Source organism: Pseudoalteromonas sp. HF66 (genome assembly GCF_011806445.1).
GTDB lineage: Bacteria > Pseudomonadota > Gammaproteobacteria > Enterobacterales > Alteromonadaceae > Pseudoalteromonas > Pseudoalteromonas apostichopi.
Genome location: NZ_JAATOU010000002.1, coordinates 1 through 25,184, shown reverse-complemented (window position 1 = coordinate 25,184; position 25,184 = coordinate 1). Strand labels below are relative to the sequence as shown.

At 40.1% G+C, this 25,184-nt stretch carries 17 protein-coding genes; all 17 read right to left on the bottom strand.

Features of this window, described 5'->3' with window-relative positions; translation table 11 throughout:
• Position 1: 1 nt before the first annotated feature.
• The gene (locus HCZ11_RS02940) at positions 2-235 is read right to left on the bottom strand and encodes a glutaredoxin family protein (RefSeq protein WP_167657596.1); all 234 of its coding nucleotides are present in this window, start codon (positions 233-235) and stop codon (positions 2-4) included.
• Positions 228-2,345: a bifunctional 23S rRNA (guanine(2069)-N(7))-methyltransferase RlmK/23S rRNA (guanine(2445)-N(2))-methyltransferase RlmL gene (rlmKL, locus tag HCZ11_RS02935; protein ID WP_130051403.1), complete on the bottom strand. Its 2,118-nt coding sequence runs from the start codon at positions 2,343-2,345 to the stop codon at positions 228-230. Before rlmKL ends, HCZ11_RS02940 begins: the two co-directional genes overlap by 8 nt.
• 78 nt (positions 2,346-2,423) lie before the next feature.
• Positions 2,424-2,954 (bottom strand): cell division protein ZapC domain-containing protein, encoded by a 531-nt coding sequence (locus HCZ11_RS02930; RefSeq protein ID WP_130051402.1) that lies wholly within the window; start codon positions 2,952-2,954, stop codon positions 2,424-2,426.
• A 120-nt stretch (positions 2,955-3,074) separates the two neighbouring features.
• Complete coding sequence (pyrD, locus tag HCZ11_RS02925; RefSeq protein ID WP_167657595.1) at positions 3,075-4,085, bottom strand: quinone-dependent dihydroorotate dehydrogenase; 1,011 nt, start codon at positions 4,083-4,085, stop codon at positions 3,075-3,077.
• Positions 4,086-4,197: 112 nt separating this feature from the next.
• A complete protein-coding gene (locus tag HCZ11_RS02920) occupies positions 4,198-9,036 on the bottom strand; it encodes an NAD-glutamate dehydrogenase (RefSeq protein ID WP_130051400.1) in 4,839 nt (1,612 codons plus the stop codon).
• 212 nt (positions 9,037-9,248) lie between these two features.
• A complete protein-coding gene (locus HCZ11_RS02915) occupies positions 9,249-11,573 on the bottom strand; it encodes an RND family transporter (protein WP_130051399.1) in 2,325 nt (774 codons plus the stop codon).
• A complete protein-coding gene (locus HCZ11_RS02910) occupies positions 11,573-12,577 on the bottom strand; it encodes a YCF48-related protein (RefSeq protein ID WP_130051398.1) in 1,005 nt (334 codons plus the stop codon). The genes HCZ11_RS02915 and HCZ11_RS02910 overlap by 1 nt, the downstream gene beginning before the upstream one ends.
• Before the next feature lie 124 nt (positions 12,578-12,701).
• Complete coding sequence (locus HCZ11_RS02905) at positions 12,702-14,066, bottom strand: DUF1329 domain-containing protein (protein ID WP_130052285.1); 1,365 nt, start codon at positions 14,064-14,066, stop codon at positions 12,702-12,704.
• A 12-nt stretch (positions 14,067-14,078) separates the two neighbouring features.
• On the bottom strand, positions 14,079-16,163 hold the full coding sequence (locus HCZ11_RS02900; RefSeq protein WP_130051397.1) for a DUF1302 domain-containing protein: 2,085 nt from the start codon (positions 16,161-16,163) through the stop codon (positions 14,079-14,081).
• 299 nt (positions 16,164-16,462) lie between these two features.
• A complete protein-coding gene (locus tag HCZ11_RS02895; RefSeq protein WP_167657594.1) occupies positions 16,463-16,684 on the bottom strand; it encodes a DUF2835 domain-containing protein in 222 nt (73 codons plus the stop codon).
• The gene (pepN, locus tag HCZ11_RS02890; protein ID WP_167657593.1) at positions 16,684-19,278 is read right to left on the bottom strand and encodes an aminopeptidase N; all 2,595 of its coding nucleotides are present in this window, start codon (positions 19,276-19,278) and stop codon (positions 16,684-16,686) included. The genes HCZ11_RS02895 and pepN overlap by 1 nt, the downstream gene beginning before the upstream one ends.
• Positions 19,279-19,319: 41 nt before the next feature.
• On the bottom strand, positions 19,320-20,801 hold the full coding sequence (gene nhaC, locus HCZ11_RS02885) for a Na+/H+ antiporter NhaC (RefSeq protein ID WP_130051394.1): 1,482 nt from the start codon (positions 20,799-20,801) through the stop codon (positions 19,320-19,322).
• Positions 20,802-20,979: 178 nt separating this feature from the next.
• On the bottom strand, positions 20,980-23,004 hold the full coding sequence (gene prc, locus HCZ11_RS02880) for a carboxy terminal-processing peptidase (protein WP_130051393.1): 2,025 nt from the start codon (positions 23,002-23,004) through the stop codon (positions 20,980-20,982).
• 27 nt (positions 23,005-23,031) lie between these two features.
• Complete coding sequence (gene proQ, locus HCZ11_RS02875; RefSeq protein WP_130051392.1) at positions 23,032-23,682, bottom strand: RNA chaperone ProQ; 651 nt, start codon at positions 23,680-23,682, stop codon at positions 23,032-23,034.
• 14 nt (positions 23,683-23,696) lie between these two features.
• Positions 23,697-23,975 carry a hypothetical protein gene (locus tag HCZ11_RS02870; RefSeq protein ID WP_063705577.1) on the bottom strand — a complete coding sequence of 93 codons (279 nt, stop codon included), beginning with the start codon at positions 23,973-23,975 and terminating at the stop codon, positions 23,697-23,699.
• The gene (locus tag HCZ11_RS02865; RefSeq protein WP_167657592.1) at positions 23,972-24,433 is read right to left on the bottom strand and encodes a GAF domain-containing protein; all 462 of its coding nucleotides are present in this window, start codon (positions 24,431-24,433) and stop codon (positions 23,972-23,974) included. The genes HCZ11_RS02870 and HCZ11_RS02865 overlap by 4 nt, the downstream gene beginning before the upstream one ends.
• Positions 24,434-24,558: 125 nt before the next feature.
• Complete coding sequence (locus HCZ11_RS02860; RefSeq protein WP_130051390.1) at positions 24,559-24,954, bottom strand: hypothetical protein; 396 nt, start codon at positions 24,952-24,954, stop codon at positions 24,559-24,561.
• Positions 24,955-25,184 lie beyond the last annotated feature (230 nt).

Below are 25,184 nucleotides of genomic sequence, written 5' to 3'. Positions count from 1 at the left end.
CTTATTCTTTATTATCAGCAATAAATTGCGCTAACTGCTCAGCATCAAAAGGCCAGCATAATTTCTCACCTTGATGAGCTTCAACAACCGGAATACTGGTTTGGTATAGAGCAATCAGCTGTTCACTGTCCATAATGTCTTTTGCTACAAACGAAGCGTTTGCAGCAATTAATAATTCATCGGCCATTTCACACAGATGACAGCCATCAGTGTGGTACAGGGTAAAATTAGCCATGGGTAATAAGCCAACTATTATGGATTTGCTTATTACGCTTAAAGTCCGGTGATAGAGTCTTATCAGAAATGTTTTCTGCTTTTAAACCCAGACCCATTAGCCCTACTTCATCCATGCTAAAGCCACGCTTATTATTTGAGAAAATAAGCGTACCGTTCGGGCTTAAGATTTTCTTAACCCACGTAAGTAATTTAATGTGATCGCGTTGTACATCAAATGCATCTTTCATACGTTTTGAATTTGAGAAAGTCGGTGGGTCTAAGAAGATTAAATCATATTGACCTTGAGCATATTCAAGCCATTTCAAGCAGTCAGCTTGTTCAAAACGATAGCGAGTATTACTTAGGTCATTCAACGCAAAGTTCTCTTGCGCCCACTTTAAGTAAGTTTTTGACATATCAACGGTGGTGATAGCTTTAGCACCACCTACTGCCGCATGCACAGATGCACTGCCAGTATAAGCAAACAAGTTTAAGAAACGTTTGCCTTGCGAATTTTGTTGAATATATCGGCGTGCCAAACGATGATCTAAAAATAAGCCAGTATCTAAATAATCAAAAAGGTTAACTTTAAATTTAGCTCCAAACTCTTCGACGACTTGAGTGCGATTTTGTTTTGATACTTTAGTGTATTGCTCTTCACCTTTTTGTTTTTTACGCACTTTAACTGCGATATTTTCAGGTGCAATTGCTAACTGTTCAGCAGTCAGGCTTATGACATCCTGTAAGCGTTTTTGTGCCGTATTATCATCAATTTCTTTCGGTGCAGCATATTCAAAAATAACAGCTGAGTCATCATAAACATCAACAGCTACGTTATATTCTGGAATATCAGCATCATAAACGCGATAACAGCTCACTTCATTTTGTTTTAACCAGTTCTTTAAGTTTTGCTTGTTTTTCTTTAAGCGGTTTGCAAATGCCGTTGAGCCTTCAAAATTAAGTGCAGGTTTGTCTTCTTTGCTTAGCTCTACTTGTTTATCGTCTAGTTGGTATAGATTTAAAACAACATCTAACGGGCCATTTTTGAACTTATAGCGTTTTAATTTAACAAGTTTTAATAATTTAAATAGGCTTTCGTCTGTGCCTAATAAAGCAAGCTTCCAATGGTTAAAGTGCTTTTTAAAGCCCACACCTAAACTACGGTGTAAGTTAACCAGCTCAGCCATTGAACCTAAGCGCTCACCATAAGGTAAATTTGAAATCACCACTCCTGGTAATTTCGCTACAGAGGTTAACTTAGTCGCATCGCTTTGTTTAAATTTAATCACATTACCAAGGTCTGCTCGCTCGGCGTTTTCCTGAGCTTTTGCAATCACACCGCCATCAATATCATGGCCAATAAGCCATAACTTTGGATCTGTAATTTGAGCAGTTAATTCAGCTTTTAACTCTTTATATTTTTGAATACGAAAACTTGGCAAGCGCTCGAACGCGAAACCTTCACGGAATAACCCCGGTGCTTCATTGCGTGCCATGCTGGCTGCTTCAATTAAAATGGTACCAGAACCACAACATGGGTCGAACAAAGGTTGCTGTACGTTTTCAAGCCAGCCACTACGTTTTACAAGAGCTGCAGCTAAATGCTCTTTAATTGGAGCCTTGCCTTGATCTTGACGATAACCACGTTCAGATAAACGAGGGCCAGAATAATCGATATAAAGCGCGACCCCTTGGCGGTTCAATCTAGCTACAACACGAACATTGGCGTTGTATTTATCAACATCTGGGCGCTGCTCGAATAAATCCGCAAAATAATCGACAATCGCATCTTTAACAACGAGACCTGAAAATTGCGTATTTTTTAAGTCGTTATTAGTACCGCTAAAATCAACAGCAAAGGTTTGTTTAGGACCAAACCATTCTTGCCAAGGCTGCAAGCGTGCAAATTGATAAAGGCTGTCTTTGTCTTTTACGCCTTCTTTTTCTTCTATCAGCATCATGATACGAGTGGCAAAGCGACTCGATAAACAAATCTTTTGTGCTAATAAGCTATCAGCTTCAAAACGTACAGAGCCCACGGTTTGTTTTGAGACTTCTGCACCGAGTGCTGTAAGCTCATCAACAAGTAAATTTTCTATTCCGATAGAAGTAAGTGCGATAAATTGCAAAGTAAAAACCCTTAAATGCTAATTGCGCAGGATTATAGCATAGCTTGGCGAACAAAAACGCCAACATTTGCAGGGATATTAGGCAGATTTAAACTGTTTTTGTTGAATATAAACAGGATGGATACGGTTATTTAAAACCTTAATGGCCTCAAACTGCTCAAGTGATAGATTTTCGTCTAATTGAAAATGTTGACTTAAGTTAATACACACTGAGGCTTCACTTGAATGGTCGACAATTAAAAACTCACCCTCTTGTGCTTGTGAGCACAACTTCACTACAGCTTCAACACTTGGTTGGCTGCCGTGATACTCATGAAAAAACCAACTTTTTGCAAGTACTGGCTTTAAATGAAATTTTACCGCTGTGGCATTAAGAGCAATTTGGCAAAGCTCTGCAGGATTCCATAATGAGAAAGTTTCGAGGTATTGATAAACTTGCTGATAAAAAGCAGCATCTTCAAGGCTAAAATTTGGTTCTTTTAGCACAGCATCGGTAAGTTGGCGAAGTTTATAAGGCGTGCACAGTTGCATATCTTGGTCAAGATCAACCAAAAGACGATTGTTTTTCGCACAAGCAAGCCATTTCCATTGCTTAGATGCTTGTAACATGTCTCCTCCCTAAAGAATAAATACTGTGCGCTTAATCATAAATTATAACTAAAGCAGACCATTAATAAAATGATTTTTTAGAACATTTTATTAATGATCAATTGCTTAGATAACTGATCCTTATAAGCCATTTAGGATCGTTTTTACCAATTCCGGACCTTTATAAATAAAACCAGTGTAAACTTGAACTAGGTCTGCACCTGCTGCAAATTTTTCTTTTGCCGACTCCGCATCGTCGATACCACCCACACCGATAATCGGTAGTTTACCTTCGGTTAAGCGCTTAAGCTCGCTAACCACGTGGGTTGAGCGCTGACGAACTGGTTGCCCAGATAAACCACCCGCTTCATTTGCGTATTGTTGTCCTTGCACCAAAGCGCGCTCAAGAGTGGTGTTCGTGGCAATAACGCCATCGATCTTATTGTTGATCAATGATTCACTTACTTGAGCAATTTGTACTTCATCAAGATCTGGGGCGATCTTAACCAGCATAGGTACTTGTTTGTTATGCTTTGCAACTAAATCAAGTTGTTCGTTCTTTAAGCTTTGTAGTAAATCATCCAGCGCTTCACCGTATTGCAAGTCGCGTAGACCAGGTGTATTCGGTGAAGAGATATTTACCGTAATGTATGATGCATGTTCGAACACTTTACGCATACAGTGGATGTAATCATCTTTACCCTGCTCGTTTGGTGTATCTTTATTTTTACCAATATTGATACCTAAAATTCCGTCATATTTCGCCGCTTTAACATTGTTAACTAGGTTATCAACACCCTTGTTGTTAAAACCCATGCGATTAATAATCGCATTTGATTCAGGTAGACGAAAAATACGTGGTTTATCGTTACCAGCTTGAGGACGTGGGGTAACAGTACCTACTTCAACAAAACCAAAGCCCATTTGCGAAAATGCATCAATACACTCTGCATTTTTATCTAAGCCTGCTGCTAAACCTACCGGATTTTTAAATTCTAACCCCAAAAAATTTACAGGTTTATTAGGGACAGATTGAGACCACGCAGCACTCAATGGCGTATGAGCAAATCGTCGTAAATTATTAAGTGCAAATTCATGAGCCCACTCCGCATCACGGGTAAACATAAAACGGCGAGCTAGATCATAAAACATGGTTTGTTCCTCAGGTAAAATAAACAAGGTAGCCGTTTAAAACGGACCATTGCAAATTAAGGGCAAAAAAATACCCCAGCGAGCTGGGGTATGTATTTTAACGACTTTTCACTTATTTGGAAGTGTCACAGTTGTGGCTTAGCAACATTAGTTCACGAAGTGCCACTGAGAACTTCGCAAAATCGTGGCTTTGCGATGTTTTGAACTCAGATAACATCTGCTTCCAACGTTGTAATAGTAGATCTTGATTATCCATCCACTCATCAATTTGTGCATCAATGTCTTTGCTATCTGCTGCAAAGCTATTAAGTACCACAGCTGATAATGTACGTTGTTGCCAATCCAGCTCTTCACGGTATGACGCACGAGCAAGTGCTTGCCAGTGGTTCGCAACCGGTTGGTTAGTGATTTGGTCAAGGAACCAATGAAGGCCCATACGTGCACCCAACTTGAAGTACGTATTAGAAACCATATCAATACTACGCTCTGAATTATTTGCAATTTCAGCTAAGTCCATTACAGAGAATAAGCTTGATAGTGAAACTATGCGTGTCGCTAGTGCTTTTGGTACATTGCTGTCAATTAACTTGTCAGCTGCTTTAACTAGACGCTCGCTCTCTTTTTCAACCATATAGCTGTTTAGGTTTTCACTTAAATCAGCAAATGTTGGTGCGAAGAATTCAATTGCTTGCTCAATCGTTTGTGCTTTATTGCGATGACGTAAGAACCAACGTGTTGCACGACGAACCGTACGACGTAACTGATATAGCATTTCTGTTTGCACAGCTGCTGGGATCTTATTATCAAGCGCAACAATTGATGACCACGTTTCTGGCATCTGGAACACTTCTTTTGCAATTGAGTAGCAAAGTGCGATTTCAGCTTCATTCGCACCAGTTTCTTCTTGCATACGAACCATAAAGTTAAGGCCCATATCGTTAACGATATTATTCGCAAGTTTAGTTGCGATAATTTCTTTACGAAGTGGGTGGTTATCCATTGCATCGTTGAACTTCTCACGAAGTGGCACTGGGAAAGACTTAACTAATAATTGACGGTAGTATGGGTTTTCAGTGATTTCATCAACCACTAGAGATTCTTTAAGTACCATCTTCGCATAAGAAACTAATACAGATAGCTCTGGACGAGTTAAATCTTTACCCGCTGCTGCGCGCTCTGCAAGTTCTTCATCAGTTGGAATAAACTCGATTGCACGGTTTAACTTGCCATCTTTTTCAAGTGCGTGGATGAAACGTACTTTTTCTTTTAGCGTCGACGTACCTTTTGATTGAGTAATCGATAAGGTATGCGTTTGACGATAACAATCTTTTAATACTAACTCAGATACTTCATCTGTCATTGAATAAAGTAGCTCATCACGTTGCTTACGCGTTAAGTCACCTTCAGCAACTAGACCATTAAGTAAAATCTTAATATTAACTTCGTTATCTGAACATGCTACACCACCCACGTTATCAATGAAGTCAGTGTTAACACGACCGCCTTTAGCAGCAAATTCGATTCGACCTAATTGTGTTGCACCTAAGTTACCGCCCTCGCCTAAGATCTTCGCACCAAGCTCAGAACCATTAATACGAAGTGCATCATTCGCGCGGTCACCAACATCAGCATCAGTCTCTTTAGAGTGCTTGATGTAAGTACCGATACCACCATTCCAAAGTAAATCAAACTCCATCATTAGAGCTGCTTTGATTAACTCATTAGGTGTCATGCTCGCTTTCTTAGTGCCGAGCATTTTCTTCATTTCTGGGCTTAAGCTAATTGATTTAGCCGCACGAGAGAATACACCACCACCTTGTGAAATAAGGTCTTTGTTGTAATCTTCCCAAGAAGAACGCGGTAGATTAAATAAACGTTCACGCTCTGGGTAAGATGTCGCTGCATCTGGGTTTGGATCAACAAAGATGTGCATGTGGTTAAACGCTACTTGTAAGCGAATGTGCTTAGAAAGCAACATACCATTACCAAATACGTCACCCGCCATGTCGCCGATTGCCACAACAGTGAAATCAGTTGTTTGACAGTCAATATCCATTTCACGGAAATGACGTTTAACAGATTCCCACGCACCTTTTGCCGTGATACCCATTTTCTTGTGGTCGTAACCTACTGAGCCACCTGATGCAAATGCATCACCTAGCCAGAAGTTATATTCATTTGCGATGCCGTTAGCGATATCAGAGAAAGTCGCAGTACCCTTATCGGCAGCAACAACTAAATACGGGTCATCTTCATCATGACGAACAACATCAACTGGTGGCACAATTTCACCACGTTCAATGTTATCTGTGATATCTAATAAACCACGGATGAAAATCTTGTAACACTCTTGGCCTTCTTTGAAGAATGCTTCACGCTCTGTTGGTAGCTGTTTACATACGAAACCGCCTTTAGAACCAACTGGTACGATAACCGTGTTTTTAACTTGTTGCGCTTTAACAAGACCCAGTACTTCAGTACGGAAATCTTCACGACGGTCTGACCAACGTAAACCACCACGAGCAACTTTACCACCACGTAAATGCACACCTTCAACGCGCGGCGAGTATACGAAGATCTCGAACGCAGGAAGTGGTAATGGCATTTCTGGGATCATAGAAGGTTGCACCTTGAATGATACGTAAGACTTAAATTGGCCATCCGCTTCTTTTTGGAAGAAGTTCGTTCTTAGGGTTGCATTGATCATATCAACGTATAAACGGATGATACGGTCATCATCCAGGTTTGCTACGTTTTCTAGTTCAAGATTTACTTGTGCAACTAGCTTCTCAAGAGCCTTCTCACTACCTGGGTTCTTAACAGAGAACTTTTTAGTGAATAAGTTAACGATTTGCGAAGCAATATGTGGGTAATTGGCAAACGTGCTTTCGATGTATGTTTGCGAGAAAGTTACACCAATCTGACGCATGTATTTAGCGTATGCACGAAGAATAGACGCTTCACGACCTGTTAAGCCACCCATTAATACTAAACGGTTGAAACCATCGTTTTCTAATCGGTTATTCCAAACATTAGTCAGTGCGGCACGGAAACGTGCTGATACTTTATCAAAATCAGCAATGCCCTTATTGTCAATTAGCATGGTGAAATCCATGATCCAATTAACTTTACCGTCAGTCGTTTTAACTGAGTAAGGTGTTTCACCCACTACGCGTAAACCAAAATTTTCTAACATTGGCATTACGTCAGATAAGTGGATTGGCTCATCTTTATGGAATAAGCTTAAACGAACAACGTTGGTATTTGCTTCTTCTTGTGGACGGTAAAACAACATTTCTAGTTTGTTTTCGTCAGTAAGAAGTTCAAGTTTTTCAATATCAACAACCGCAGCACTTGGTAAAACCTGATCTTTATACGCACTTGCAAACGCTTGTGCATATTTACGGTTTAGTTCTTTGCCGCGTGCTTCACCTGCACTTTCAAGTAGTGCAGATTGGAGTCTATCTTCCCAAGTACGGGCAGCTTCAATTAGGTTGTTTTCGATGTCTTTCACGTTATATTCAATATTATTGTCAGTCACACGCACCGTGTAATGTGTACGGGCTAATGTTGACTCAGAGAAGAAAGTAGTAAATTCGACTTTTTCGTCAGAATTAAATGCATTGGCTAAGATACGTTGCGTTTCACGACGAAGAGCCGTGTTATAGCGCTCACGCGGTACATATACCATGCAAGAGAAGAAACGGCCATATGCGTCTTTACGCACAAAAATACGGCACATATCACGCTCTTGTACTTGTAATACGCCCATGGCAACTTCAAGTAGATCAGCTTCACGTGCTTGAACAAGTTCATCACGTGGATACGTTTCTAAAATATTTAATACCGCTTTGTATGCATGAGTGCCTTTTGCAAAGTCACACATTTCCATAATGCGGTTAATCTTACTTTTCAGTACAGGTACATCAGCGGCGCTGTTGTTATAAAAGCTTGATGAGAATAAACCAAGGAAACGGTCTTCACCAATTACATTGCCCGCATCATCAAAACGCTTAATACCCACATAGTCGATATACGCAGGGCGATGCACACGAGATACTGAATTTGTTTTCGTTAAAATTAATAAATTGCTGCTACGTGCTTCTTGGCGAGCTACTTCAGGTAATTCTGAAAGTAAACGGCTATGCTCTTCGTCTGTGTTTTTCATTAGACCAAGGCTAGTGCCCTTTTTACCTTTTAACTGGTAATCACCTTGCACTGGCGAAAGTTCATACTCACGGTAACCCATTAGCGTAAAGTTATCCTTTGCTAACCAGTCTAAAAATTCTACCGTTTCTGCAACTTCGCTTTCGTTATTATTATGATGGCGTTTTGGTAAGTCTTTCGTTACCGCAATAAGTTTTTCACGAATTGGCTGCCAATCTTCTACAGCAATAGATACGTCAACTAACACACTCTCAAGTTCTTTTTTGAAAGACTCAATGACTTTTGCATCTGTTTGACGATCAATCTCGATAAAGAACACAGTTTTTGTCGACGTTGATTCTTGCTCAGCTTTTAAGCTTGAAATACCGGTGATTTTAGCGTTTTTATCACGTTGGATTTTCAGCGGAGAGTGAAGTAATAAGTGAGAAGCGATGTTTGCGCGGGTCATGGCCATGCGCACAGAATCAACTAGGAAAGGCATGTCTTTCGCGATGATTTCAACAATAGTGTGCGATGACTGCCAGCCATCTTTTGCTACTTCAGGATTGAAAACACGGACAACCGCGTCATCAGAATTATTTTTTTCTAGCGAGTTCCATAGGCTTAGTGCAGCGCCATATAAGTCACTATCGTTGCGATGAGCCAAATCCTCTTTAGACATATTGCTGTACAAGGCTTTGGCGAATTTCTCAACGAGTAACACATTATCAGCGTGAACTTTTTTCTGGATCAGCTTACAGACATTATCTAAGATAACCGAGGCTTGCCCTTCATTTCGTGTCATTGTATGTTCCTTAATCTATACTACTTATCGATTAGTAGAATATTTGTACAGCCATTTATTAGCGTGGAGTCAGGTAAATTCTAACTCTTTTACAGCTAATAAACAGCCTTTTCGATGAAATCATTTTAAGCTTTTCAGCTATTTGGTCATCTATTCACAAAATATAGATATAAATGGCCATTACTGGCCATATTGGAGCACAATTATTCACATTATTTTTTCTGGTCAGTCCAGAGGAAGCTACCAATTGCAGGTAAAAGTAGTACTGCACCCAACATGTTAACCAAAAACATGAAGGTCAGAAGAATACCCATATCCACTTGGAACTTCAGATCAGAGAAAATCCATGTGCTAACACCAATGGCTAAGGTAATACCTGTGAACAGCACTGCACTACCACGCTCTACTAATGCATTACGATAAGCTACTTCCAGTGCCACACCTTGTTTTAGCTGCCCCATCATTGATGAAAGTATGTAAATCCCGTAATCGACACCAATACCAACACCTAAAGCGATAACTGGTAATGTCGACACTGTTAAACCTATTTCAAGTTGTACCATCAACGCTTGCGCTAAGGTTGATACGATGTACAGAGGTAATACGACTGCAACCGTAGCCTTAACACTTCTAAAGCTAATTAAGCATAGCAGGATTACGGCGCCGTAAACGTAAAGCATCATAGGTAGCTGTGCAGCCGATACCGATTCGTTCGTTGCAGCCATTACACCTACTGGCCCTGACGCGAGCTTAAACTTCAATTTATCCGTACCTTCAGCGGCAGCAAACTCTTTAACCTTTGCTACTACATGGTCAATAGTTTCTGCTTTGTGGTCATTTAAGAAAATAATCACTGGCATTACAGAGCAGTTACCATCGAGTAAACCTGAGCTTGTTTCGACGCGCGATGTTGCTTGCACTAAACTGGCGGTATTGCGCGGCAGACTCTGCCATTTTAAATTACCTTCGTTAAAGCCGGCATTCACTGACTGTGCAACAGAACTTAAACTCACTGCTGATTGCACCCCTGAAACGTTCTCCATTTGCCATTGGAAGCGGCTAATACGTTCCATAACATCATGCTCAGTACACGCAGCAGGATACGCTTCTACAATCACTTTTAGGATATCTGATGAAATGGTGTATTTATCAGAAATCAAAAAGGTGTCTTGGTTATAGCGGGCATCTTGGTGCAAAGATGGCGCACCAGCATGTAAGTCACCAATACGCATTTTGTCAGCTTGCCAGTAACCCACTGCAAATAACACAGCCGTAAAGACGATAATAAAACCAGCTGTTTTACGATCAGTAGCTTTTACTAATAGTTCGCGTAACTTATCTAAGAAATTTGGTTTATCTGTGTGAGTACCCGCTTGAATATGCACAGTGCCTTCAAAGCGCATATAAGATGCCCATACAGGTAATAGAATCAGGTTAGTGAAAATAATTACCGCCACACCTAAACTCGCTGTGATGGCAAGTTCGCGAATAATACCAATATCAATGGTTAGTAAAGTTAAGAAACCAATTGTGTCAGATAACAGTGCGATACCACCTGGGATCAGAAGTGCCCTGAAGCTTGCCTGACAGCAAACCCGAGTTGAACTACCTGTTGACACTTTTTTACCGATGTCATTAATCATTTGCACACCATGGCTTACGCCAATCGCAAACACTAAAAACGGCACTAGAATTGACATAGGATCTAAACCAAAGCCTAAGGTCGATAACAAACCTAACTGCCAGACAACCGCAATGATTGAACACGCAATCGGTAAAATCGTCAGCTTTAAGCTTTGACAAAATAACCAAACCATCACGAATGTGAAAGCAATCGCAATAGCAAAAAATAACAGTACGCCTTTAGCCCCCTCAGCTACATCACCTGCCATTTTTGCAAAACCAATGATATGGATACTGACTTTATCAGTACTGAGCGGATCACGGACTTGCGTTTCTAACTTTTCAGCAAACGCTAAAGTGTCTAGTTTTTCTTGTGTTTGCGGGTCAGTTTCGAGTAATTGGGCTGTCACCATCGCGCAAGAGTAGTCACTGGCAATCATGCGGCCAACCACTTTTGCTTTTTCGATATTTTCTTTTACAACCGCAAGACCACGTTTGTCAGCGGTAAAGTTTGCCGGAATAATTGGACCGCCAGCAAACCCATCTTCAACCACTTCAACAAAACGCGCACTCGGTGCAAAGATTGAATTTACTAATGGACGATTCACACCGGGAATAAAATAAAGCTGGTCATGAACTGCTTTAAGTTGGGTAAAAAATTCTTCATTAAAAATATCACCGTCTGCATCACAGACTGAAATCAAAATACTGTTTGCACCACCAAATTGTTTTTCGTGTTTGGTGTAAACCTTCATATAGTCATGATTGAGCGGTATATTTTTATTAAACGATGCGTCTAATTGAATTTGTGTTGCCTTGAATAATAAAAAACAGGTGATCAAAGCAAAGGAAATAATTGCGAATAAGCGATGACGAAACACCGCTCTTTCTAAAATATCTAAAAAACCACGCATTACGGATTCAACTCCTTCACTTTAATGCCATTTTCTGAAGCCATAATTAGTTTGTCTTGAAACACAACACCATCAAGTAACGATTTACCATCGGCCATTTGTTCTTCTGTAAGTTGGTCATTCTTAATATGGAAAATCACCCCACTGTTAGCAAATAATAGCCACTGGTTGTTGTAGTTAATCGCGCTATTAACGGTTGCATAATTGTCGTGTGGTATTTGCTGCCACTGTTCACTGCCAGCTTGGCGAGTAAAAATGTTGCCTCTAAGGCCTGCAACTAGGTCTTCTCCACCTTGATCTGCAGTTGACGCAAACGTAAAGAAAGAGCCCATATAGATCTCTTCAAGACGCTGCCATGTTTGTCCATTGTCGAAACTTTGTGCCATTAACCCCATTTCACCAGCTAGGAATAAGCTATTATCGGTTTTAACAATACGATTAAAATGTGGGAGTATTGAAGCGGTTTCAATTTCATACCCTTCTGGATCACTGTCTTTTAAATCATTGAGGTATTCACGGTCTTCCTCAAATAATAGACTATCTAAAAAACGTTTCTGCCAAGTTTGGCCACCATCATTAGTTTCAAAAAACATGCCGTAAGCACCTACTGCATAACCATGCTCAGCAGTAGTAAATAAAATATCTAAACATGGCTTATCCATGTTTGGTAGAGACTGCTGTAATTGCCAGGTTTTTCCTGCATCCTGTGTATTAATGATGGTTGCATCATGACCACAGGCCCAGCCTAAATCGCTATTATAAAAATCAACTGCAGTGAGTAGTACTTGGGTCGGTACACTCGCTTGTTGCCAAGTTTTAGCATCTGTACTTGTAATAACCACACCATGTTTGCCAACAGCAACAAGATTTGAGCCAGCTAGTTCAATGTCGGTGAGTAGAGTTTTGTTTGCGTTAACAGCGCTAATAGCTTGTTGCGGCATAGGCATGTCTTGAGCAAAACATGAAGCACTATAAGCAAGACAGGCATAAAGCAAATACTTCATAAAGATAAATCGCCTTCGAAAAGATAAAAAAGAGAAGTCAAAAAAGTCACTGGGAAACCTATTGCGTGTACTGATGACTTACGCGAATTGCAAAAGGCACCTGGAGTCAGGTGCCTTAATTTTATTAACGACCTTCGCGGCGTAATGCGCTTGAAGTAAACTCGTTATCGTTGAATGATTGTGAGAAATCATACATTTTTTCTTGATTATCTAAACCAATTGCTAAATAACGACGAGAGTTAAGGTCATGATAAACTTCTAACGTACTCCAATGAGTCGGTACTTCATAGTAGTTAAGGCCATGAGCCATCGCTACACGATACATTTGATCGCGGTTATCATAGATATCCGTTACATGTACTTGCCAGCTATCTTCATCAATATAGAAAACACGTTTCTTATAAATATGACGAGTACCCTCTTTCAGGTTCGCTTCAACAACCCAAACACGGTGTTTTTCATAACGAACATGCTCAGGATTGATATGACCTGCTTGTAAAATATCATCGTAGCTTAGTTTGTCGCTGTGAAGCTTGTAGCTGTTATAAGGAATATAAAGCTCTTGCTTACCTTTTAATGTCCAGTTGTAACGATTCGGAGAACCGTTGAACATATCAAAATCATCTGTCGTACGTAAGCTGTCAGCTGCTGTTCCCGGTGCATCATAGGCAACATTAGGTGCACGACGAACACGACGCTGACCTGAATTGTATGTCCATGCTTGGCGTGGCGTTAATATTTGGTCCATGGTTTCATGAACTAGTAACGCAGTACCTGCAAGACGAGCAGGCTCAGTTACTTTTTGCTTAAACTTAAACAAGATATTAGATTCTTGTAGTTTCTCTGGCGTTGCTTCAGGTGATGAGTATTCAACTAATAGTTGCTCATCAAAACCAACATAGTTGTATGAACCTGACGCTGTCGGTGCTGCTTGACCACCAGAGCGCGCAATTGATAAACCACGGAAACGTAGTAAGTGGTTCCAAATAGCTTCTAAACCATCTTTAGGAATTGGGAACGGAACACCTACAGCGGTATTTTTAATACCGTTACCACCTTCTACTAACTCAGCTGTCGTTGCATATTTTTTAGTTGCATCGTATACAAACTGAGGATAAGACGCACTACGACGAGTTGGGTAAATATTCATCTTGAACGTATCAGGATACGTGTTGAATAATTCAACTTGACCTGGGCTCAAGTAATCTTTGTACTGGTCAACGTTCGATTTATCAATCGTAAATAAGATTTTATCATCAGCAAACGGGTCAGGATGATGCATACCAGGCTTATAACTAGCAGGTGGTTTTGTTATACCACCAGTCCAAGCCGGAATAGAGCCATCTTTGTTTGCTGCTTTTTCTGCGCCAATAGGCGTTAAATCATTACCTAAACGAGCCGCTTCATCAGCGGTAATTTTTGCAAGTACACTTGAGCTTGCGAAAACGCCACAAAATGCTGCTGCGATGAGGGTAGGTTTTCTAATAATCATAATTTACCCTTAGATTGAATATTTAATATTGAAAGAAACATAATCGCGGTCAGAGAAAGTATTCGTTGCGCCACCACCCCAGAACGAGTTGTAGCTAAAGTCGAATGACCACGCATTTTGATAGTTGAAGTTCATGGTAACACCGAGCGATTTACGGTCTTCAACAAATAAGAACATTGGATCAGGTGTAATACCATTTACGTCGTGCGAGAACACAAAACGTGGCGAGAAGTTAACACCGCTAAAGAAGTTATAATAATCACCTTTGGCAATTAGGCGATAACCCCATGCAGAAGCCGTTGGGAATGGATTCGTTTCAGGACCGTTTGAAAGACCTAAGTGTAGCGTTGAATAATCATCGCTTAATGGGCCTTGCATGATACCGCTTCGACCAGTACCGGCAACGTTTAAACGAAGCTCATCGTAATCTGGCATATCATTAATACGTACACCACCAATTTCACCAACTACCGCCCAGCTATCAGCACCTAGCGAAGGACCAAATAAATGCGTTGCAGTAAATTGTAATTGTGCCGTGTTACGAAGAATAAAGCCTTGTGCAACTTCACCTGGACCTACAACACTCGTAGCATCGCCTAAACTCATTTGTGAAATACCAGCAAAGTCAGGACGAATACCTGCAACCGCTAATTGCTCAGGCATACCCGCGTAAAGTAACTCTACGTCATCAATTTGTAGTGGTTCGTCTTGACGGAATGCAAATTCACCAGCAAGCGCTGTTTCACCGACTGATGTATTGAAGCTAAGACCGTACAGCTTAATATCTTCAGGGTATTCTAATTGGCCTTTAGTGAATGCTTGTAAGCCTGTTACATTATCTTCTGTGATTTCTGTCGTTAGTAACATACCGATATCGGCAGCTATTGCCGCATCAGTGAAGTTAGATACCTGACCAGAAATTACCGGGCGACGGCTATGATAGTTAATGTGGTATAACGCCACTTCAGTGTCGTTTAATTCAGGTAAGTACATACCTAGGCGTAAGCCATATTGACCACCGTCATCAGGTTCGTTTTTACCTGCAGAACCTTTGCCTTTTAATGCCACTTTGGTCGGGTAAGCTAGGTACATTTGTGCCATCATTGCTTGACCTTGTGCTGATGTAGGATCAACACCTTGCGAGCGAACAATGTCATCTAAATTATTTAAGCTTTCTGTTAAGAATGCTAAATCAATATCTGGGTTAGAGGTGAAGCCCAGTTGAATATTTTGCTGATAACCATTTTCAGACGCGAAATCGTTGGTCGAGAAATATGTACCTGCCGCAGGAAGACGTGTTTCATGCCATTCATACTGGTAGAAACCTTCTAGCGTTAAATTATCTGTAATACCGAGAGATGCCCAAAGCATACCTACAGGTATGAACGCTTCTTTTAATTCTGCACCAGGGGCTTTTAATCGATCGATATCAACTGGGTTTACGTTGATACCATGCGAAATCAAAGTACTCTCACCCCAGTTAACAACTTGTTGGCCTAAACGAATAGACAGTGGGTTACGACCTTCATTTAAATCAAAGTTTGCCCATACATAGGCATCGAGTAAACGTAAATCAGCACACACTTGTTCTTTTGTGTCGTCATCATCACATGGATCAACTTTATTGCCTGAAGTTGGATTGCTATATGCGTAATCACCATCCATCAACGCAAAGTCGTAGAAGTACATAAAGCGAGTGAAGAAACCAAAGTTATCTTTGCTGATTGATAGCTCGTGGTTACCTTTTAATAATTTTGAAAATGAATCACCACTATCAAAATTAAGATTACCTGCATCACCATTATTTGAATATGCACCTGGTTGGTTCCATACATCAGCAGAAGAATAGATTGGATTTAAAGCAGAATGATAACCCGTCCAATCGAATGAAGGGTTATTACTTTTACCTATATGTTTGAAATCTCGGTCTTCAACACGAATACTTTGGCCATAAGAGAAATTAGAGTCAAAACGTATGTCAAAGTCACCTAATTCAAAGTTTGCCGCGTGCAAAGATGTGCTTGAGAGTCCGAGTGTAGCCGCCGCGAGTCCCAAAGCTATTTTGTTTTTAACAAAAAGCGATCGTTTTATCATTGTGTTCATCCCCCTGTAACGGGTTGTTTTGTGATCAAATTGTTGTTTTTAGTATCTTTCTAACGATAGAAGCGAAACAGTAAAATTACAATATAGAACGCGTTCAATCGGTTAATATTTATTTAAAAATGTGACGTTTACGCATTGGTAAGACGTCATACCAGATATTTTATACACGTAAATTAACAATAGAACAAATCGAATTAACAAAAATATAATAAATTTAGAAAATAGTAGACAGTGAAAATTAACTTTTTAGTGATTAAAAAGTACAAAATAAAAGCAGCCAAAGCTGCTTTTTAACTAATTTTCTCTAGTTTTAAAAACTGATTTTCAGCGGTTAATGTCAACCTAAAGCGCCCTCTTATACCTAAGGATGAAATAAAAGGGCGTAAATGGTTTGCATCAAAGCGAACAGTCTTGCCACCATCCTCTGTGACTTGCACAGATTTATATTTACCATGATAGTAATCAAGACATTCTGAATAACTCAGATACAAGGCAAAGTAATACTCATTCATTAACTTTCGAGAGCTTTCTCAACTTTTTCAAACAAATCATCACTGAGACCATCTAAATCAGCTAAGCGTTGCAATTGTGCTTTCATTGCCGCTGAACGATTTTCATCATAGCGTTTCCATGACATAAACGGTGTCAGCATGCGCGATGCATTTTGCGGGTTAATATCATTAAGCTTAACCAGTAAATCACCTAGTAATTGATACCCTTTTCCATCTGCACGATGGAACTGAGTGATATTAAAGTGACTAAAGCTACCAACCAAAGCACGCACTCGGTTAGGGTTACCAAAGTCAAAACTAGGATGATCATAGAGTGCTTTAATATCGTTGATACTCGTTGCTGAATCTTTCATTGCTTGTAAGGCAAACCATTTATCCATAACAAGCACATCATGACGCCATTTAGCATCAAACTCATTTAGCAGTGTGTCACACAGTGGATGGTTTGCTTTAACCACAGCACTTAATGCAGCAAGGGCGTTGGTCATATTGCTACTGTTTGCAGATTCTCTAATTAAGCTGCTAACTTCGCTATGATTTGTTTTCGCTAAATAGTATAAACAAAGTTGCTTAAGAGCACGTACGGCAACGGCTGTAGCGGATGTTGAACCATCGTCATCAAGGGCGTTAAAACAATTAACCAATGACTCTGTTAGGAAGTTGGCAATTTGCGATTCAAATGCATTTTGCACAGCAATAATGTCATCAACAGGGATGACGGCATATTCTGCAGCAAGAGTATCGTAGCTAGGCAGTTTTAACAGCTCCGCAATTAGTGCGAGGTCACCTTCACGATTATCAACTAGTAGCTTTAATGCCGACAAGATATCATCAGATAAACAAGCTTCACCACTGGCAATCGCCGCTTTCATTTCATTCGTAAATAAACGCTGCTGAGCGTCCCAACGTGAAAAGTCACTGCGAGCAAAACGCATAATATGTAACAGATCAGCTGCAGACGTATTTTGATTAACAATGCATGGCGCTGAGAAATCTTCAAGTAGCACTGCTACTGGGCGCTGTGTAATATCTTCAAAAACAAATTTCTGCGTTTTTTCAGTAACATTTAATACCGAATCTTGTGGCTGATTATCAATCACAAGAGGTAGCGACTGCCCTTCACTATCTAAAAGCTCAATAGCAAACGGTATGTGTAATAAGGCATTATTGGGCTGATTATCAGGTGCGAATTGTTCAATACTCAATGTAAAAGTCTGATTTTGTTCATTATACACTTGTTCTACATTGAGCTTTGGTGTACCCGCTTGGCTGTACCATCGCTTAAATTGCGTTAAATCAATACCGGATGCATCACTCATTGCAGCCACAAAATCATCACAGGTAACAGCTTGCCCGTCATGGCGCTCGAAATACAATGCCATACCTAGCTGGAACTTCTCTTCTCCCAGTAAGGTGTGCATCATACGGATAACTTCAGCTCCTTTGTCATACACAGTCACAGTATAAAAATTATTCATTTCAATGACTTTCTCAGGTCGAATTGGGTGCGCCATAGGCCCTGCATCTTCACTGAATTGGTGAGTTCGCATAACTTTAACTGCATCAATACGATTAAGTGCACGGGAGCCTAAGTCACTACTAAACTCTTGATCACGGAAAACCGTTAACCCTTCTTTCAACGACAATTGGAACCAGTCTCGGCAAGTGACTCGATTACCTGTCCAGTTATGGAAGTACTCGTGGCCAACTATAGACTCAATCGTATGATAATCTTTGTCGGTGGCCGTTTCTTGATTTGCTAAAACACATTTTGAATTAAAGATATTGAGACCTTTATTTTCCATTGCACCCATGTTGAAGAAATCAACGGCAACAATCATGTAAATGTCTAAATCATATTCAAGGTTAAAGCGCTCTTCGTCCCATTGCATTGACTTCTTTAAAGACGTCATCGCGTGGGGCGTTTTCGATAAGTTGCCTTTATCCACAAACAAGGCTAATTCAACTTTTCTACCAGACTGGGTTGTATAATGGTCACGTAGCACATCAAAATCACCAGCAACTAGTGCAAATAAATAACTTGGCTTTTTAAATGGGTCTTGCCATTTTACAAAGTGACGTCCGTCATCTAAGTTACCTGATTCAATTTGGTTACCATTAGACAGTAAATGAGTGTACTTTTTGTCGGCAATAATTGTCACATCAAAGCTGGCAAGTACATCTGGTCGGTCGAGGTAATAGGTAATCTTTCTAAAACCTTCAGCTTCACATTGCGTACAGTAAGCACCGCCTGACAGGTACAATCCTTCTAATGAGGTGTTTGTTTGCGGGTCAATTTGGTTCTCAATTTTAAGTATAAAATTTTTAGGCAAATTATGAATGATCAGCTTTTCATCTTCGAGCGTGTAATCATTATAAGCTTTGTCATCAACCATCACAGAAATTAGTGTTAAATCAACACCATCTAGAGAAAGATCAGCATTACTTTCGTCAGTACGATTGATTGTCATAGTTGACTGTACTGATGTTTTTAACGGCGCTAGTTCAAAATGTAAATCGATGTGTTGAATTGAGAATTGTGGGGCTTGGTAATCTTTTAAATATTGAGCTTGAGGTTTATTCGTAGCAGACATAACTGACTCCAAATGGCCCTGCTTAGCAGGGCCTAAATAGTTTATTCAGCGTTAGCTTGTTGTTTAAGGTGTTTTGGGGTAATACGTAAAATTTTAATACCCAAATAGGCATAAACAATCGCTAATAATGGATTAATTAAATTAAAGAATGCGTACATGGCATAATCAAATGGATTGATTAGTAAAACACTTTGCATATAGGCACCACAGGTGTTCCAAGGAATAAGAGGGCTAGTAATTGTGCCACCATCTTCTAACGTACGAGAGAGATTTACCGGCTTTAAGCCTCGCTTTTCATATTCGTCTTTAAACATACGACCAGGAACCACAATTGCGATGTATTGGTCAGCTGCAACTGCATTAGTACCAATACAAGTTGCAATAGTTGCAGTAATAAGAGAGCCAGTGCTTTTAGCAATTTTTAAGATGCTCTTAACGAACATATCAAGTAATCCAGTTTTTTCCATGATTGCGCCAAACATTAAGGCCGTCATAATTAGCCAAGTGGTTGTCAGCATGCCAGCCATACCTCCACCGCTTAATAATGAGTCCATTTTTTCGTCGCCAGTGTCAATACTGAAACCATCAAAGAAAGTTGTCCAAACTAACTTAAAATAGCCAATCAGATGGCCTTGTGATGCATCAATTTGGCTGTTAATTAAATCTGACTGAAATAACATAGCCCAAATCGCACCTAACACCGCACCAATCGATATTGCAGGGAACGCCGGCATTTTACGAATTGCTAAAAGCAATAACACAACCAGTGGTACTAGCATTTCAAAACCGATATTAAAGTTTTGCTCTAATAAATTAACGATTTCATCAATACGCCCTGCTTCTGTTGAGCCTCCAGCATTAAAGCCCATAAAGATAAAAATGATTAAGGCAATGATGAAGCTTGGCACTGTTGTCCAAAGCATATGATGGATATGCTCAAATAAATCAGCACCAGCGACAGCAGGTGCTAAGTTAGTTGTTTCAGAAAGTGGGCTTAATTTATCACCAAAGTAGGCACCAGAAATAACCGCACCCGCCGTTACAACTTGTTCAAGGCCAAGGCCTGTTGCAACACCTAATAACGCCACACCAATGGTCGCCGCTGTGGTCCAAGAACTGCCTATACTCATAGCTACAATGCCACAAATTAAGCAGCTAGCCGCATAAAACCAGCTAGGATTAATTATTTGTAGCCCATAGTAAATTAGAGTTGGTACAGTACCCGATAACAACCAAGTACCAATTAAGGCACCCACCATTAGCAGAATGATGATTGCACCGAGTGATAAGGTGATCCCTTCAATCATGGCTTGTTCTAGTTTTTTCCAGGTATAACCATTTTTTAAACCAATTAATGCTGCAGTAAAAGTAGCGAATAATAAAGCGATTTGGTTAGGACCTGATGATGAATTATCACCGAATAAATAAACAGCGGCGCCTAGCAGGCACACGAGCACAGTAATTGGGATCAAGGCATCTAAAAAACTGGCCTGTTTAATTGGCTTCTCTTCAATTGAATTCAAAAGATAGTCTCCTACACGTCTTATGTGGCGTGTTTAATTATTATTGTAAGCTTGACGCAAAACTTCAGTGGCTTTTGGGCAGCCATATCCTGCAATTATAACAACCTGACCTGTTTTAGGTAGCAAAAAAGGCGCCTAAGCGCCTTTTTATTAATCAATATTGCTATTTAATTGCCAATTATTTCTTAGCAATACGACCATATTTAATAAAATCCTGCGTGATTAATGCAGCCTCTTCTAAGAAAGGGTCTAGTTCATCAAGGCTATCAGGTAAATCATCAAGCTTTTCTACTGGCTTTTCACCAAGGCGAACTAATCGTTCATTAGCACGCTCTAAAGCACGCTCTTCACTTTCATCTTTCTCTTTTAAACGCGTCGCTTCAACCAGTGAGATAGTTTTACGGTCTTTCTCTTCTTGGTAGCGCTTAATGTCATCAAACACATAACCAAACTCCGGCTCATCTGCAATTCGCGAATCATGAAGCTTATTAACGTAAGCAATAGCTGGTTTCAAGTTATCGACAGAATTATATTTAGCGCGAATGATACTATCCCAAGGTAAGGCATTATCTTGTTGGCTCTCGCCCCACTCCGATGGTTCAATTGCTGATGGGAATGACACATCAGGGATCACTCCTTTGTGCTGCGTGCTTCCGCCATTGATACGGTAGAACTTAGCGATTGTATATTGCACGCTACCTAATGGGTGATCGTATAAGTCATAGGCGCGGCCAAGGGGTTTATGCTGCTGTACTGTACCCTTACCAAATGTTTGTTCACCAATCACAATTGCACGGCCATAATCTTGCATTGCTGCAGCAAAAATCTCTGAGGCTGATGCACTGTAACGATCAACTAAAACAGTGAGTGGGCCATCATAAAAAGTGACGCCGTCACGGTCTTTTTGCTCTTCAATACGATTATTTAACGTGTGAATTTGCACTACTGGACCTTGGTCTATGAATAAACCGGAAAGCTGAGTTGCTTCGTAGAGTGAGCCCCCACCATTTTGACGTAAATCAATGATAATACCGTCTACTTTGGCTTCTTTTAATTTCGCAATTTCAATTTTAACGTCTTGCGATAAATTGTTGTAGAAACCAGGAATTTCAATAACACCAATTTTGCTGGTTAAGTCAGAGTATTTTGCTTCAAATACTTCAGATTTTGCAGCGCGGTCTTCTAAGCGGATCTTATCACGAGTGATTTCAACTACTTTAGGTGTACCGTGAGCATCTGCACCTTTTAGGTATTGCAGGCGAACTTTTGTCCCTTTTGGGCCTTTGATCAGATCAACTACGTCATCTAAACGCCAGCCAATCACATCAACAAACTCTTCACCTTCTTGGGCAACACCAATAATACGGTCATCTGCTTTAATTTGTTCTGACTTATCAGCCGGGCCACCAGGTACTAAGCTACGAATTACTGTATAGTCTTCATCATAGCTAAGCACAGCACCAATGCCTTCTAATTCAAGATCCATGTCCATCTTAAATTGCTCAGCACGGCGAGGTGATAAATAAGAGGTATGCGCTTCAATGCTTCGTGCGAATGAATTCATCACGATTTGAAAAGCATCTTCACTATTAGTTTGCACTAAGCGTTTTTGCGCATTGTGGTATCGTTTGGTCAAGACTTCTTTAATGCCTTGCCAGTCTTTACCCGTCATTTTTAATCGTAAAGCATCGTACTTGACTCGTTGACGCCAAAGTTCATCAAGCTCAGCTTGGCTTGTTGCCCAATTGGCGTCTTCACGGTCGAACAGATACTCATCTTCTTTATCGAACTTCATTTCGTTTTCAAGCAGCGATAAAGAATAATCATAACGTTCAAAACGACGTTTTAAGCTTAAGTTAAAAATATCAAAGGCAAATCCCAATTTACCTGTCGACAATGCATTATCAAACTGATCTTTATACTGCTCAAAAGAAGCAATATCAGACGCTAAAAATACATTTTTGTTGTAGTCGAGAGATTCAATGTATCGATCAAAAACCTTTTCAGATAATTGATCGTTAAATTTAATTGGTTTGTAATGTGCACGAGTAAATAAGTTTGTCACCCGTTTGCTTGCCGTACTATGTTGGCTTTCTTGCTTGAGTACTGGCAGATCTTTTTCAGTCAAATTGTCTGAAGATGCCAATAATGAACCTGAAAACAGGGCAGCGACTAACGGAATGAGCGTAAACTTTTTACTCATACACAACTCCTTTATTTTTTACAGCTATTAAATGATATACAGGCTGTCTGCTTTGGTCTTAACTTGCATCCCTGTTACTAACTCAACGTGAACTTCATCTTTATTCACTTCAGTAATAACTGCGTTTACAAGTGCTTGGCCAAGTTTAACTTTAACTTTGCTATTAACCTTGACCTCAGAGGCAGGTAAAGGTTCAACTTTTCCTGAACGTTTTGCAGGAGCAGCTTTAGCTGGCTTATTACTTACTTTAGCGCCTTTTTCGCCTGATTTAGCGTGGTGGCCAGTATTCTTTTTGTAAGATTTTGTGTCACCGTCTTTACGTGGACGTTGCGGCTTCTTACGCTTCGCCATTTTAGCGCGGCTTTCTTCTAACGCTTTTTGTGCGTGCTCAATGTGCTCTTGTTCAACTTTTTCGTCTTGATTACCATCAAGATCGATACGGAACTCAGACTTTGTCACAGCTTCTAAATAGCGCCAGTTTGAGGTGTACTTTCTTAATGCTTGACGTACCTGAGTTTTACTTACCTTCTCAGAACCTTCAATGCGCTCAGCAATATCTTTAAAGATACCGACTTTAAGCGGCTGAATACCGTCTTTTTGTTTAAAACATTGTGGAAATTCTTGATATAAGAAATCCAGTACTTCATTAATATCTTTTAGCTTGTTTGTGGTTTCCATCTTAGAACCTTTTATTACATCTTTTCATCAAGTGATGAATCGACATAGTGTGTTACCCAGTCGGTCAACTCTTCGAAGTCCGCTTCAATAAGCGCTAAATCACCACGAAGGTGTTCCCAAATACCATTTATAATTTCATCAATTGATTCACAGTCAAGGTCGTCCGGTAGACGATCCCAAGCCATGTGAATCAGGTCGTTGAGCCTTTCAGCAACAACTTCTTCTTCCCCTTCCCAATCACCAACATCAGCAATTGCAAAGAGGTAATCTTGCACATTTAGCAGATCTTTCATTTTAGATTTGCCTCAAAGCACTTTACCAATGCTTCTAAACCAGCTTGATCATCAGCATCGAATCGCGCAATGCTTGGGCTATCGATATCAAGTACAGCAAATACTTTACCGTCTTTGAAAATCGGCACAACTACTTCTGAGTTAGATGCAGCGTCACAGGCAATATGGCCAGCAAATGCATGCACGTCTTCAATGAGTTGTGTTTGTTGTGTTTGCGCGGCAGTTCCACATACCCCTTTACCTACTGGAATACGGATACATGCAGGATTACCTTGAAACGGCCCTAGCACTAATTCTTCAGGTGAATCCATCAAATAAAAGCCCGCCCAATTTACGTCCTCTAGTGAGGTAAATAACAACGCACTAATATTTGCCATGTTGGCAATGATATTTGATTCACCAGTGATTAGCGATTCAGTTTGTTTAACTAATGACTGGTAAAAATCTTGCTTTTGCATACCAAACTACTTCTTATTAAACATACAGTAGCTAAAGGTACTCTTTGTAGACGACAAATGAAACCTTTTGAGGGCAAAAAAAAACATTTTGCCCTCAATTTCATTCAGCTTGATTAATTATTCTGCTATTGATGAGAAGATTGTGCTGTAAGGCCCTGTCTTAAACCAAATAAAAACAGCCCTGCTGCAAGGGCAGACATGACAGCATTGACTACAAATGCCATACCTGTTGTAGCACTCAATAAGTAACTAAAGATAGCTCCACCTAGTAAACCCAGTGTCAGCACACCTGAATAATTTACTTTCGCATACTTATACATAAGCAGGTAGCCAGGTACCACAAATGCAGCCATAGTTAAGCCTACAATGTGTGCATTGGCTATTGCACTGACAAGTAAGTTGAAGAAAATACTAAAGCCATTTCCTTCAAGTGAAAACGCATAATAAAGGCCTAAGATACAACCAACGATCACAGGCGATAATAAAGAAAGTCCTACACTCTTTGCTAAACGATGTTTCATAAATTCCCTAATGCCACAAAGATAATACGAGAAGTATTAAGCATGGACTAACTAGGGAAAATGCGAAATATCGACAATAGTCGTAATTTGCTTGGCAAAGGAATAAAACGGCAGAAACAAAAAAGCCGCTGAATAAATTCAGCGGCTTCAATGATGGTGGAGAGATAGGGATTTGAACCCTAGAGGGGCTACAAACCCCTGCCGGTTTTCAAGACCGGTGCATTCGACCA